The organism is Paraburkholderia sp. BR10872, from assembly GCF_040965835.1.
Classification (GTDB): Bacteria; Pseudomonadota; Gammaproteobacteria; order Burkholderiales; family Burkholderiaceae; genus Paraburkholderia; species Paraburkholderia nodosa_A.
In genome coordinates, this window is the sequence record NZ_JBFRCN010000024.1 from 26,105 (window position 1) to 39,429 (window position 13,325).

The following is a 13,325-nucleotide window of genomic DNA, read 5'->3' on the forward strand; positions in this document are numbered from 1 at the left end:
TGGAAACTCGAACCGGGAGACATGGATGGATGAACTGAAACTGCTGGCGGATGCCGACGCACGCGGCCTGCGCTATCTCGAAGGCAACGCCACACGGCGTGTTTTCCCCTCGAACGAAGCCATCGCGGCGCTCAGTGCGTTCGACGAGCCGCTGCCCGCGAGCGGATTACCCGCCGAAGACACGCTGTCGCTGCTCGACCGCGTAGGCTCGCCGGCGACGACGGCTTCGAACGGTCCGCGCTATTTCGGCTTCGTGATTGGCGCGGCGCTGCCTGCAGCGGCCGCGGTCGAGCGGCTCATGCTGGCGTGGGATCAGTGCGCCTCCACGTTCGACAACTCGCCGGTCGCAGCCACGGTGGAACGCATCGCGGGGCGCTGGGTGCTCGAAGCGCTCGACCTGCCACGCGAAAGCGCCGTGGGCTTCGGCACCAGCGCGACAGCGTGCACGCTCGGTGCGCTCGCTACCGCCCGGCGCGCGCTGCTCGCACGGCAAGGCTGGGACTTCGACCGCCAGGGGCTGATGGGCGCGCCCGAAATCAAGGTCGTGGTCTCGGAACTCGCTCACATTACAGTAAAGAAGGCGTTGCGCATCCTGGGCTTCGGGCTGGAGCGCATCGTCTACGCGGCCGTCGATGCTCACGGCGGCGTGGATGCGGCGCGACTCCCGCCGCTCGACGACCGCACGATCCTGTGCCTGCAGGCCGGCGAGGTGAATACCGGCGAATTCGACCCGTTTGCGCCGATCATCGCGCGTGCGCGGGAGGCCGGCGCGTGGGTGCATGTCGATGGCGCGTTCGGCCTGTGGGCGCGGACCTCGTCACTGGCGGCGCTGACCGAGGGTATCGAAGGGGCCGATAGCTGGACGACCGATGCGCACAAGTGGCTGAACACGCCGTATGACTGCGCCATGGTCATTTGCCGCGATGCAACGGCGCTCGCCGAGGCGATGAACAGCGACGCGGCCTATTTGTCTGCGAGCGCCGACGCGCAGAAGAACCTCACACTGGAGTTCTCGCGCCGCGCGCGCGGCATTCCCGTGTGGGCGGCGCTACGCACGCTCGGTCGCGAAGGTGTCGCGGCCATGGTCGAGCGCCATCACGCGCAGGCGCAGCGCATCGGCGCCGAACTCGAACGCCTGGGCTACGAGGTGCTCAACCGGGTCGTGCTGAACCAGGTGCTGTTCCGCGGCGCAACGGATGCCCAGACGCTGGCGCTGCGCAGCGCCGCGCAGGCTTCGGGCGAAACGTGGTTCGGCGGCACGATCTGGCAAGGGCGGCCTGCGTTGCGGATCAGCGTGTCGTCGTGGCGCACGCGGGATGAAGACATCGAGGCGCTCGTGCAGTTGCTGGCATCGCTGCGCGGCGATTCGCGTGCGCCGTAGCGAACACCGGCGACAACGTTGCGCGCACAGCGAAAGCCCATTCTCGAGTCAACGTAGCAACGCGAGACTCAGCGCGATACCGGCCGCGTAAGTGCCGAGCGCGCCGATAAATCGGGCGGGATTGGGTTTTGCCATCGAGGGAAACGCGACCAGCCCGACGACGAGCAAGCACCGGCAGACGGTCGCGGCCACGATCAGCGCGAGCGTTGCCGGCGAGGGCGAGTGTGTGCCCAGATAGAGAAACAGCGCGGCCAGGAAGGGCACATATTCGGCCGTGTTCGCATGCGCGCGCACGAACTTGTGCAGCAGGCTGGCCGGGTCCGGCGCGCATCCCGAGAGCGTGCCTTCGCGAAAGCGAAGCATGGAAATGGACAGGCCGAGGCCAAACAGCAAAAGACCCAGCACGGCCACGCAGGCCAGCGCAATTCTGTCCATGACGGCCTCCCTGGCGAAAGAACGCGATGCGATTGTGGCGCGCGCTAGCCGACTTCCACGCGGTTGCGTCCGCTGTCTTTGGCCCGATAGAGCGCCACGTCCGCGCGTTTGACGATCGCACCGAAGTCATCCTCGCCCGGCAGGCGCTCCGTTACGCCGATGCTCACCGTAAACGGAACGGGCTTGCCCAGCCGCCATTGATGCTCGAAGTCCTGCTGCTCGATGGTCTGGCGCAATTCCTCGGCCACGGCCGTTGCCTGCTCGATATTGAACTCAGGCAGCGCGGCGACGAACTCTTCGCCGCCCCAGCGCGCAAACACGCCAATGCGCCTGTCGCTGTTCATCACGACTTTGGCCAGCACGCGCAGCACTTCGTCGCCGATGTCGTGCCCGTAGCTGTCGTTGATCTTCTTGAAGTAATCGATATCGAGAATAAAGACGGAAAGCGTTTTGTCGGCTTCGAGAAGCTGTTCAACGGTATCGGCAAATTCTCGGCGGTTCGGCAGACCGGTCAGCTCGTCGGTGACGGCCTGCTTCTGAAGCAGATCCATCAAGCGAACGCGGTCGGCGATATCGCGAATCACGGCGGTGAATTCGATCAGCCCGCCCACGTTGATTTTCGAAATCGCAATTTCGACGGGCAACAGCGACCCATCCCGATGCAGCCCATACACGCGGTTGCGCTCGTCCATCTGCCGCGAGCGCACGGGCGAGCGCGCAAACAGGTGGACGTATTGCGAATGATTGGCGCGGTAGCGCTCGGGCAGAAGGTCCGTGATCGGTTGGCCGAGCATTTCTTCGGCAGAGTACCCGAACAGGTTTTCCGCGGCACGATTGAATAGCGTGATGCAATGCTGCTGGTCGATCGTGATGATGGCGTCGTAGGCTGCATCGACGACCGAACGAAAGCGCGACGTGCTGACTTCCAGTTCGTGCGTCAGCAACATCTTCGTGGTGATTTCAAGGCCTGTGACCATGATTTCGAGTACGGAGACACCGCTTTCGGCGTGGCGTATCGGCTTCAACGACAGGCGCCACCAGTGCGTTCCGTCCCTCAGGTCATAGGCTTGCTCGAGTTCCCGGGCGACGCCGGATTCGAAGCACTGGGTCAGCTTTTTGCGGAATTCGGTTCGGGCGTAGTTGGGAATGAGCGAATCGAACGGTGCCGGGAACGACTTGATCGCGCTGCGCCTGCCGCCCGTCATGCGCATGAAATGATCGTTGCAGGCCGAAACCACGAACTGGCCCCGCTCATCGCGGCCGATCATGGCCACGCTCGCAGCGATTTCGTCGACGAAATCGCGCATCATGTTCGACCAGTCGGCCATCGAGCCTCCTTTGCCCGGTTGCCCAATACACTGACGATATAGTAGACCGCATTGCGCGGCGCGGCAGCGTAATGTGTCCCACGGACGTTTTCGAACATGCGGGTTCGCGCGCGTTCGCGCAGACCCCAGCGCGAAATCGGGGTAATTCGAAAATGCGAAGAATGCGAACGCCGAAGTCAGAATGGGAGGTAAATGCCGCGCTTTTTTACGGCATTTTTTCTTGTGAGAAGAAGCAGGGCTTCATCGGGCCTGTACGAAGCGGTGGAAGTGCGCACGAAGCGCCACTCGAAATTGCCAACGCGTGCCCGCGACGCTGGCTCGTCGTGCTGCATCTCGAGTTGAATCCGCAGCTCGCACAAGGCATGTGAGATTTAGACACGACGCACCGCTATTTTTAACACCGGTTTTACGCGTTCGGGAATACGCTGAAGTTGTATTCACAACCTGCGAATAGCAATTCAAATCTCATGGCTTGCGCAAATCCCATCCCCCGTTACGAGATCGTGGCGCCGGCTCCGCGCCCGCGTGCAAAGGTCGTTCCGTTGCGGGCCCCGCGTGCCTGGCTCGAAGTCATGCTGACCGCGAATACCGAAGAAGCCGCGCGGGCGCATCTCGCGGCGCTGCTGCATTCCCCGCTCGGCGTCTACGTCGCGCAAACTGCCTTCGCGCGCGGCGCCATGCGTGTGCTACTCGATATCGCGCCCGAAGACATCGACTTCACGATGCATACGCTGATAGGCAGCGTGCCGGAAGCCACGATCGGCGCGTTGCGTCTGCGTACCGGCAACAAGGGGGCCTGATATGTTCGAGGGAATCCGGTTGCCCATCGTGACGCCGTTGCGCGATGGCGAGTGGATGTCGAGGCGTTGTAACTCCTGACCGACGAATACGCGAGTGACGGCGTTGCCGGCATCGCCGCGCTCAGCACGACCGGCGAGGCGGCGCTCCTGAACGACGTGGAGCGCGTGACCGCCGCGCCTTCGCCCTGATTTCGTTTCGCGCCCGCGCCCTCGCGGATTTTTTTTCGCGTTTTCGAACTTTCATCTTGTCGCGCTACTATCCCCCTACTGTGTCATGGGGAACCTACGAAGATGAAGTACGAGAACGCTCTGCAACGAGCGATCAAGGAGCGCCTCGAGCGCGCTATGGAGCTGGCCGAACTGTTCGGTCTGTTGATCATCGGCATTGGCACCGTGGCCGCCATGGGCGCCCTGATCTGGCATATGGTGCATTCGGACGGCGTGACGCTGACCGACCTGCTGCTGATGTTTCTCTACCTCGAGATCTTCGCCATGGTCGGGCAGTATCTCAAGGCTGGACAGCTGCCCGTTCGCTTCCCGCTGTATATCGCCATGGTGTCGATCGCGCGGGACCTCATCCTGCGCGCGGGCGCGAACACCGAGCTGCATTTGCTGGCGTCTGCGGGCGCGATCGTGCTGATCGCGCTGGGCGTGCTGATCATCCGCTTCGGGCAGGCGAAATATCCCAGCAACACCGATGAACGGCGCGTGGAAGAGGCGAAGTAGGCCGGTCCTGCTGAAGTCGTGCCGTTTTGAGTTATCGCAAGCAAACCGGCCCGAGCCGTGCGGCAATGGTGCGGCACGCGGCGAGCAGGGGTTCGATGTAGCTCTGCTGCGCATCCGCCTGGCGGCGGAACATCGGCATGCTGACGCTCACGCAGCCCACTGCGTGACCATCGGCGCCGAGAATCGCCGCGCCGTAACACCAGATCGACTGTTCGTTTTCTTCGCGGTCTTCCGCGTAGCCGCGTTGCGCCGTGAGTTCGATCTCGTCGCGGATCGCGTCGAGGTCGGTCATCGTATGCTCGGTGAAACGCACGCGCGGCGCCTGTGCGAGCATTGGCTCGCGCTCGGGCGGCGTGAGCGTGGCGAGCCAGGCCTTGCCGACCGAACTCGACGTGAGCGCCACGCGCGTGCCGATACGCGAAGCCATACGCACGGCGTGCGGACTTTCGAGCTTTTCGATGTACACCATCGCGCCGTCGCTGGGCACGGCGAGGTGCACTGTTTCCGAGGTGGTGTTGCGCAGTTCCATGAGCGCGTCGACGGCGGCGATGCGCAGGTCGGATCGCTCCCAGCTGCGGCTCGCGAGATTCACGAGACGCGGCCCGAGCGCGAACGTATTGCCGCCGCCCACGGCCGCGACGAGCCCTTCGGCCTGCAGCGCGGCGACGATGCGATGCACGGTCGGGCGCGGATAGCCGCTCGCGGCCACGAGCTTCGCGATGTTCGGCGGCGTGCTGGCATCAGCGATGAGCTGCAGCACGGCGATGAACTTCGAAAAGGCGGCCGTGCCGGCAACGCCCTTGGCGTCGCCGGATTGGGAGGAGGTGGGGGAATCAGTGGTCGACATCGGAAAGCTAGCGGGCGCCATGTGTGGCGCCATTATGCCCGCAATTCCTGCGGATCAGGCGCACAGATAGCCGCCGTCCACGGGCACGATCGCGCCCGTCATGAACGAAGCGGCGGGCGAGCAGAGAAACGCGGCCACGTTCGCGACTTCTTCGGGCTGCCCCCAACGCTTCATCGGCGTACGCTCGAGGATGCCCTGCGAGCGGCCGCCGTCGTCCTGCAGCGCCTGGGTGAGGGGCGTCGCGATCCAGCCGGGCGCGAGTGCATTCACACGGATATTGTCGGGCGCATAGGCAATGGCGAGCGAGCGCGTGAGCTGCGCCACGCCGCCCTTGCTGGCGCTATAGGCCGGCACGAGACCGCCGCCGAAAAAGCTCAGCATCGAAGCCGTGTTCACGATGCAGCCGGAAGAAGCCCTGAGCAGCTCGCGCGCGCTCGAACACACACGCATGGTGCCGTTGAGATTGATATCGAGCACGCGCTCGAACGCCTCGATCTGGTGCTCTTCGCCGCGGCTGATCACACCCGCGCAGTTCACGACGATATCGAGCCGCTCGCAGCCATTAACCAGTCGCGTCACGTCTTCGCTCGAACGCACGTCGAGCGAGGTGCGTTGCACGCCGGCATCGAGTACGTCTGGCGTGCCGGCGGGAGGCGGCAGGCCGGCGGCCGTGGTGTGTGCGCCGAGTTGTGCGAGCCGGTTGGCAATGGCCGCGCCGATACCGGAGTGGCCGCCCGTCACGAGCGCGACCTTCCCCGCGAGAAAATTGTCCTTGAATGTCATGATGCGTAGTGCGAATGAACAGATGAATCAGGTGGGTTGGGTCGCTGCCGTCCGGCGCTCGTTTTCAGGCACGACTTCCCTGACGACGAAGAGATAGACGAACGCGGCGGCGAACGCCACCGCTGCGCTGATGAGCAGGGCGTTCACGAACGAATGCGTCTGGTCGACCACGATGCCGGTGATGACCGGCGCAAACGAGCCGCCGAAATAGCCGCCGAAGTTCTGCATGCTGCCAAGCGACGCCACGAGATGGCGGGGAGCCGCCACGCTCACGAGCGCCCAGGCCGCGCCGCTCGACATGTTCACGAAGAACATCGCGACGGAAACATAGGTAATGGCGAGCGCGGTGCTCGGCGTGTAGGCGGCCGGCACGGTGAAGGCCGCCGCGCCGATCAGCCCGACGCACAGCGGCCACTTGCGGCTGCGGATCGGCGCCATGCCGCGCTTGAGCAGGTAATCGGAAATAAAGCCGCTGCTGGCCATGCCGATCGTGCCGAACACATAGGGAATGGCGACGAGCCAGCCCGTATGCGCGATGGAGATATGGCGCTCCTTCTCCAGATAGCCGGGCAGCCAGGTGAGATAGAGCCACACCATGTAGATCACGCCCATGAAGCCGAAGATCATGCCCCACGTGTTGCGCTGCTTGAGCAGCATGCCCCATTCGGCGAAGCTCAGTGCGCTCTTCTTCGGTGCTTCGGTCGCGCCGTCTTCGAGCCATGCCGTTTCTTCGGACGTGAGCACGACCTGATCGCGGTTGCGATAGACCACATACCAGCCGACCGAGACGAGCACACCCAGCACACCCATGATGATGAACATCGGACGCCAGCCGAACGAGAGCATCAGCGCGGTGAGCAGTGGCGGCGCGATCATCGGCGCGATGGTCGAGGAGGAGACGAACGTGCCGGTTGGCGCGCCGCGTTCGCGCACGGCGAACCATTCGTGAATGACCTTGGCGCCCGCCGGAAAGAGCGGCGCTTCGGCGATGCCCAGCACCACGCGTGCCGCCAGAAAATGATTGAGCGTTTGAATGAAGCCCCCCGTGACCTGCGCGAGCGACCACACCAGCATGCCGAGCCCGAGCATCACGCGCGAGCCGAAACGGTCGAGCATCGCGCCCACCGGCAATTGCGCGAACGCATAGGCGAGCGAGAACGCCGAAAGCAGCAAGCCCATTTGCGAAGCGTTCAGATGCAGTTCCTCCGCCACCGAATGGTTGGCGATGGAAAGCGTGCTGCGGTCCAGATAGTTCACGATGCCCGCTATCGTCAGAAAGGCGATGGCGATCGTCTGGGTGCGTTTGAGCCGTTGCGATTTTTTGATCATGGGTCGTCTCCTTTTGGCTGTTATCGTGTGGGTGTCTTTGGGCGTGTATCAGTACGTGGCGCGGCCGCCGGAAAGATCGAATATCGCGCCGGTGCTGAACGTACAGGAATCCGAACAAAGCCATAGCGCGAGATCGGCGACTTCATCCACGGTGCCGAGCCGCCCGAGCGGACTCTTGTCGATCATCGTCTGCACATGGGCGGGCGCCATCTGCGCGAGCAGCGGTGTTTCTACGGCAGCGGGCGCAATGCCGTTGACGAGAATGCCCATCCGCGCGAGTTCCTTGCCGAGCGATTTGGTGAGCGCGATCACACCGGCCTTCGCCGCGCTGTAGGCGGACGCGTTCGGCGTGCCCTCCTTGCCCGCGAGCGATGCCACGTTGACGATGCGCCCCGAACCGGCGCGGCGCATGGCGGGCACGACGAAGCGGCAAACGTGATAGGTGCCCACCAGATTGACGTCGACGATGCGTTGCCATTCGGCGGGATCGTACGCATCGAGCGGCACGGTCGAACCGGCGAAACCCGCGTTGTTCACGAGGTAGTCGATGCGCCCGAACTCGGCGAGCGTCGCTGCCAGCGCCGCTTCGATCGTCTCGGGGCGCGTGACGTCGGCTTCGATGTGACGGGGCGCGTCCTGCGTATCCAGCGGGCCGGGCACGCGGTCCCAGTTGACCGTGCGCGCCCCGCCGCGCGCGAACGCATTGCAGATCGCGCGGCCGATGCCGCCCGCCGCGCCGGTCACGACGGCCACGCGCCCCGCGAAATCGTACCGGGCGCGGGTCATCGGATGAACTGGTCCACGTAATCCTCGCCAAGACCCACCGCCGCGTAATGCTTGCGGCACATGTCGATCTTCGTGAACACGTCCTCATAGCCCGTGTAGTTGCCCCACGGATCGCAATAGAACATCACGCCGTTGACCTGGAAGTAGGTGATCATCTCTTCGACGTCTTCCGGTACGTAGAGCGTATGCGTTTCGCCGGGCGGCTCGAACACGTAGCTGCCTTCGGTCGCTTCCCAGTCGTGCTCCAGATAGCGCCAGCGGCCCTTGAGCACCATGCCGTGAACGGCCTGCGGATGCCGATGCCTGCTCAGGACACCTGATTTACGCACGCGCAGCAAATTCATCCAGTAGCCCTGTGCCGTGTTCAGGCACAGCGGACGGAACCATACGTTCTCGGCCTGGGGTACCCACACGCGCTCGTCGGTGGGAATGGCGTGGGGAATGACGATTTCCTGCTGCGCTTCCTTGGGGAACGGAAGCTGATACGGCGTCATGGGGGAATAGGGCTTGTCCGTCATCAATTGCTCTCGTTATGTCCATAATATGGACGATAAGTCCACGATATGGTTCATTGTGCGGGAGGGATTTGATTAAGGTCAATGCCAGGGTTTCCCCGGGGCCGGCTGTCGTGCGCTTCAGAATTCAATGCCTTGCTTGTCGCACAGCGTTTCGATGAGCAGCCGCGCCGCGGGGGCGAGCGGCGCACCCTGGCGCGTGACCAGCTCATACGGTTCGCTGCGGGAAGCGAGGCGTAGCGGCAGGATGCAGGCCATCTCCTGGCTCGCGAAGAACTGCGCAACGTCGATCGACACCAGCGCGACGAACGAGGGATTGCCTTGCAGCAGCGCCAGCGTGGCGAACGCGGAGGTCGTTTCGAGCAGATGCGTGGGAAAGCGCAGTTCGGCCTCGCGAAACTCGCGTTCGAGCAACAGCCGCATGGGCATGTTGGCGCGGTAGACCACCCAGCGATACTTCTCCGTGTCCTTGAGCGTGAGCTTCTTCGCGCGGTGCAGCGGATGCCGCACGTTGGCGATCACGGCGAGCGTTTCGTCCTGCAGCTTGAGGCTCTCGTAGAGATGCGGCGTCTGGCTGACCGTGGTGCGGCAGATCGCGAGATCGAGCCGGCCCGCATCGATCTGGCTCAGCAGCGCAGCACTCGTGTCTTCGACGATTTCAACCGACATTTCCGGATGCGCCGCGATCAGCGTGGAAATCGCATCGGTCAGCAGCGGCACCGCGCCCATGATGACCCCCACCGCTACGCGTCCGCCACGCCCGCGCGAGAGTCCGACAAGCTCCTCGCGCAAATGCGTGAGATCGGTGTGGATCAGGCGCGCGTAGCGGATCGCGCAGTGACCGGCCTCGGTGGGCTCGAGACCTCGATTGGTGCGATTGAAGAGCGCGGTGCCAAAGGTCGTTTCGATCTCCTGCAATGCCTTGCTGGCGCCGGGCTGCGTGAGTGAGACCTGTTGGGCGGCCTTCAGCAGCGAGCCGTGATCGCCCAGGGCGATCAACAGCCGAAGTTGCTTCACATGGAGGCGGGAGATGATCGAGTTGAGCGACGGGGTCATGGGGTTGAGGAAAAGTTATAGCTGTATCAAATCTTCTCAATTACCGCGTATAAGGTGTCTCCCTATACTGGCCCAAAACAATAGCACTATGCGGCCGAAATGCGGTAATTGCATTGCCGTTGTCAGCGTTTGCCGCCGCAACGGCCAAATTCACTATAACTGAAGCTCAATCCTATGTCCCTCATCAACTACGTCACGCAAATCCAGTTCGATTTCGGCGCCATTCATTTGCTCCAGAACGAATGCGAACGTGTGGGCATCAGCCGGCCATTGATCGTCACGGACAAGGGCGTACGCGCGGCGGGGATCGTCGATAGGGTGCTGGGCGCGCTGGCAGGCGTTGCGCCAGCAACGATCTACGACGGTACCCCGCCCAATCCGAGCGAAGCGGCCGTGCGTGAGGCCGTGGCGGCCTATCTTGCAGGGGAGTGCAACGGCATCGTCGCCGTTGGCGGTGGCTCCGCCATTGACCTCGCCAAAGGCGTCGCCGTTTGCGCGACGCACGAAGGACCGCTGCAGCGCTTCGCGGTGATCGAAGGCGGCGCGGTGAACATTACGGCGAAGACGGCCCCGGTGATCGCCGTGCCGACGACCGCGGGCACCGGCAGCGAAGTGGGGCGCGGCGCCATTCTGATTCTCGACGACGGTCGCAAGGTCGGTGTGATCTCCCCGTACGTGGTGCCGCGCGTGGCGATTTGCGATCCGGAACTCACGCTGGGCTTGCCGCCCGGTTTGACGGCGGCGACGGGCATGGATGCGATCGCGCATTGCATGGAGACTTTTCTCGCGCCCGCCTTCAATCCGCCCGCGGACGGCATTGCGCTGGACGGCTTGTGGCGCGCGTGGCGTCACATCGAGCGCGCGACGCATGACGGCGGCGACCGCGTGGCGCGGCTGAATATGATGAGCGCATCGATGCAGGGCGCGCTTGCGTTCCAGAAGGGTCTGGGTTGCGTGCACAGCCTGAGCCATTCGCTCGGCGGCATCAACCCGCGTTTGCATCACGGCACGCTGAACGCGATTTTCCTGCCGGCTGTGCTGCGGTTCAACGAGGCAGCGCCTTCGGTGCGCGAGGAAGGCAAGCTCGACCGCCTCGCGACGGCAATGGGGCTAGGCAGCGGCGCCGAAGTGGCGCCTGCCGTGCGTACGATGACCGAGCGCCTGGGTTTGCCGACGGGCCTCGCGCAACTCGGTGTGAACGCCGGGCTGTTCCCCGAGATCATCAAGGGCGCGCTCAAGGATCACAGCCACAAGACCAATCCGCGCGAGGCCTCCGAAGACGATTACCGCGCCATGCTCGAATCGTCGATGTAAAGCGGCGCGGCGTTTTAGTCCCACGGCGGGGCGAGGCCCGTAGGGCGCACTTCACGACCGTTGCGTTCGAGCGCGGCGATCTGCACCATGTCGTCATCGTGAGTTCCAGCGTTTGCGCGAGCAGGTTGCTGGTCAGGTTCTCGCGCTTCGTCGAAGCGGGAATGATGGAGTAGTTCAGGCGCAGTGCCCAGGCGAGCGCCACCTGCGCGGGCGTGGCGTGGCGCCGTTCGGCAATCGCGCCGACGACCGGATCGCCGAGCACCTTGCCGTAGGCGAGCGTCATGTACGACGTCACGTGAATGCCTTCCTGCTTCAGGAACTCAACGAGCTTGCGATTCTGCAGATAAGGGCTCAACTCGATCTGGTTGGTCGCGATGTTTTCCTTGCCGACCACTGCGACAGCCTGCTTCGTCAGCTCGATATTGAAATTGGAAATGCCGATCTGTCCGGTCAGCCCTTGCAATTTCGCCTCGGCCAGTGCGCGCATGAATTCTTCGAGCGGTACGCCGTTGTTGGGCACGGGTCAATAAATCAGCGTGAGATCGACTGCGTCAGTGCGCAGCTTCTTCAGGCTCTCCTTCAGGCTCGGCACCAGCTTTTCACGCGCGTAGTTGTCGACCCAGATCTTGGTCGTGAGAAAGAGATTGTCGCGCGCGATGCCGGAAGCGGCGATCGCTTCGCCGACTTCGGCCTCGTTGCGGTAGATCTGCGCGGTATCGATGGCGCGGTAGCCGACTTCGAGGCCGTTACGCAGGGAGTCGATCACAGCCTGGCCTTGCAGGCGGAACGTGCCGAGGCCGAATGCGGGAATCTTGCGCATGTTGCTCTCCACAAAAAATGATTGGGTAACCTAATCGAAAATAGTGATTTAACGCGAGCGCCGGCTCATGACGATCCAGGACGAGGACGAGTGCAACGCCGCCAAGCGCGACGAACGCTGCAGCGTAGACCGAGGTCGCGGTCGAGCATGGCATCGTGCCTGGTGGGGCACCGGCTAGTTGGGCCACTTAGCCCGAAGCGTTCGCATGAGCGGAGTCCGGCGTTACCGCGGCTTCAACACTGTCGTCATATATTCCGTCGCGAATTCTGTGAATGCCTGCACGCGCAGCGGCAGCCGCCTTTGAACGGGATAGACGATTTGCGCGGCGAGTGGTTTCGCCTGCCATTTCGGCAAGACGCGCACGAGGCGGCCCGATATCAGATCCTCCTCGATCAGCCATTCCGGCAACACGGCCAGGCCCAGCCCCATGCGCGCGGCCTCGCGCATGCTTGTCACCCCCTCCGAGATCATCACGGGCTCGATCTGCAACGTATACGTTGCCGCGCCCGAATACAGCGTGACATCTCTCGAACCGCCGAATTGCCGGCTCGAAAGTGCGATCCACGGTAAGGCCTGGAGACTTTCCGGTTTGCTGGCGAACTTGTGATCCTTGAGGAAGGCGGGCGAGGCAACCGGATAGCGGCGGATCTCGCCCAGCGAGCGCGCCACGACGCGATCGTCAGTGAGCACGCCAGCGACGATACCCGCGTCGCAGCCCTCTTCGATCATGTGCAGCGGGCGGTTCGAATAGGCCAGCTCCATTCTCACTGCCGGGTGCGCCTGGATAAAGCTGCTGATCATCCGGCTCACCACGGACTGGCCAAAGTCGATGGTGGAGAACACGCGGATATTGCCGCTCAGCGCGCTCTGGTCGCGCCGCATGCGCTGCGCGGACTCCTCGGCTAGCGCGAGCAGCGCCTGGGCGTCGGCAAGGAATTGGTGGCCGGTTTCGGTGAGGCTCATGCGGTGCGTGTCGCGCCGCAGCAGCGCCGCGCCGCATTGATCTTCGAGCGAACGCAACTGGCGGCTCAGCGTGGGCTGGCTCAGATTCAGCTTGCGGGCCGCCGCGGAGATGCTGCCGCTCTCCACGATGGCAACGAAGGCCTGCAGCAGGCCCAGGTCGTTGAATATGGTCATACGCCGGGAGCATAACCGATATTCTGGCTATGCGGCTACCGTGGAGCGTTGGCTGGCGGGAAGATGCA

General features: G+C 63.6%; 13 protein-coding genes and 1 pseudogene. 4 read left to right on the forward strand and 10 right to left on the reverse strand.

Features of this window, described 5'->3' with window-relative positions:
* Positions 1–25: 25 nt before the first annotated feature.
* Complete coding sequence (locus tag AB4Y43_RS19675; RefSeq protein ID WP_342948321.1) at positions 26–1,381, forward strand: pyridoxal-dependent decarboxylase; 1,356 nt, start codon at positions 26–28, stop codon at positions 1,379–1,381.
* Between the two features lie 48 nt (positions 1,382–1,429).
* On the opposite strand, the gene AB4Y43_RS19680 is transcribed toward AB4Y43_RS19675, so the two are convergent.
* Both AB4Y43_RS19680 and AB4Y43_RS19685 read right to left on the reverse strand, forming a co-directional pair.
* A complete protein-coding gene (locus AB4Y43_RS19680; protein ID WP_069262361.1) occupies positions 1,430–1,816 on the reverse strand; it encodes an MAPEG family protein in 387 nt (128 codons plus the stop codon).
* 44 nt (positions 1,817–1,860) lie between these two features.
* Positions 1,861–3,144 (reverse strand): sensor domain-containing diguanylate cyclase, encoded by a 1,284-nt coding sequence (locus AB4Y43_RS19685; protein WP_069262360.1) that lies wholly within the window; start codon positions 3,142–3,144, stop codon positions 1,861–1,863.
* Between the two features lie 572 nt (positions 3,145–3,716).
* On the opposite strand from AB4Y43_RS19685, the gene AB4Y43_RS19690 reads away from it, so the two are divergent.
* A complete protein-coding gene (locus AB4Y43_RS19690; protein ID WP_256094505.1) occupies positions 3,717–3,944 on the forward strand; it encodes a hypothetical protein in 228 nt (75 codons plus the stop codon).
* Positions 3,945–4,235: 291 nt separating this feature from the next.
* Positions 4,236–4,670 (forward strand): phosphate-starvation-inducible protein PsiE, encoded by a 435-nt coding sequence (locus tag AB4Y43_RS19695; RefSeq protein ID WP_069262357.1) that lies wholly within the window; start codon positions 4,236–4,238, stop codon positions 4,668–4,670.
* 31 nt (positions 4,671–4,701) lie between these two features.
* Here the strand turns inward: AB4Y43_RS19695 and AB4Y43_RS19700 are convergent, their stop codons facing one another.
* The 6 genes from AB4Y43_RS19700 to AB4Y43_RS19725 all read right to left on the reverse strand — a co-directional run bounded on the left by AB4Y43_RS19700 (position 4,702) and on the right by AB4Y43_RS19725 (position 9,986).
* Positions 4,702–5,517 carry an IclR family transcriptional regulator gene (locus AB4Y43_RS19700; RefSeq protein WP_069262446.1) on the reverse strand — a complete coding sequence of 272 codons (816 nt, stop codon included), beginning with the start codon at positions 5,515–5,517 and terminating at the stop codon, positions 4,702–4,704.
* A gap of 54 nt (positions 5,518–5,571) precedes the next feature.
* A complete protein-coding gene (locus tag AB4Y43_RS19705) occupies positions 5,572–6,300 on the reverse strand; it encodes an SDR family oxidoreductase (RefSeq protein ID WP_342948318.1) in 729 nt (242 codons plus the stop codon).
* Between the two features lie 27 nt (positions 6,301–6,327).
* Positions 6,328–7,629: an MFS transporter gene (locus AB4Y43_RS19710; protein ID WP_342948317.1), complete on the reverse strand. Its 1,302-nt coding sequence runs from the start codon at positions 7,627–7,629 to the stop codon at positions 6,328–6,330.
* A gap of 48 nt (positions 7,630–7,677) precedes the next feature.
* On the reverse strand, positions 7,678–8,415 hold the full coding sequence (locus AB4Y43_RS19715) for an SDR family NAD(P)-dependent oxidoreductase (RefSeq protein ID WP_342948316.1): 738 nt from the start codon (positions 8,413–8,415) through the stop codon (positions 7,678–7,680).
* Positions 8,412–8,933, reverse strand: coding sequence for a 2,4'-dihydroxyacetophenone dioxygenase family protein (locus AB4Y43_RS19720; RefSeq protein WP_069262353.1), 522 nt, complete (start codon positions 8,931–8,933; stop codon positions 8,412–8,414). The genes AB4Y43_RS19715 and AB4Y43_RS19720 overlap by 4 nt, the downstream gene beginning before the upstream one ends.
* Before the next feature lie 117 nt (positions 8,934–9,050).
* Positions 9,051–9,986 (reverse strand): LysR family transcriptional regulator, encoded by a 936-nt coding sequence (locus AB4Y43_RS19725; RefSeq protein ID WP_069262352.1) that lies wholly within the window; start codon positions 9,984–9,986, stop codon positions 9,051–9,053.
* A gap of 174 nt (positions 9,987–10,160) precedes the next feature.
* On the opposite strand from AB4Y43_RS19725, the gene AB4Y43_RS19730 reads away from it, so the two are divergent.
* Positions 10,161–11,300, forward strand: a complete 1,140-nt coding sequence (locus tag AB4Y43_RS19730; RefSeq protein ID WP_368617371.1) for an iron-containing alcohol dehydrogenase — start codon at positions 10,161–10,163, stop codon at positions 11,298–11,300.
* 14 nt (positions 11,301–11,314) lie between these two features.
* Here the strand turns inward: AB4Y43_RS19730 and dkgB are convergent.
* Both dkgB and AB4Y43_RS19740 read right to left on the reverse strand, forming a co-directional pair.
* Positions 11,315–12,120 (reverse strand): annotated as a pseudogene (gene dkgB, locus AB4Y43_RS19735) (2,5-didehydrogluconate reductase DkgB).
* A 222-nt stretch (positions 12,121–12,342) separates the two neighbouring features.
* Positions 12,343–13,257, reverse strand: coding sequence for a LysR family transcriptional regulator (locus AB4Y43_RS19740; protein WP_368604709.1), 915 nt, complete (start codon positions 13,255–13,257; stop codon positions 12,343–12,345).
* Positions 13,258–13,325: the final 68 nt, after the last annotated feature.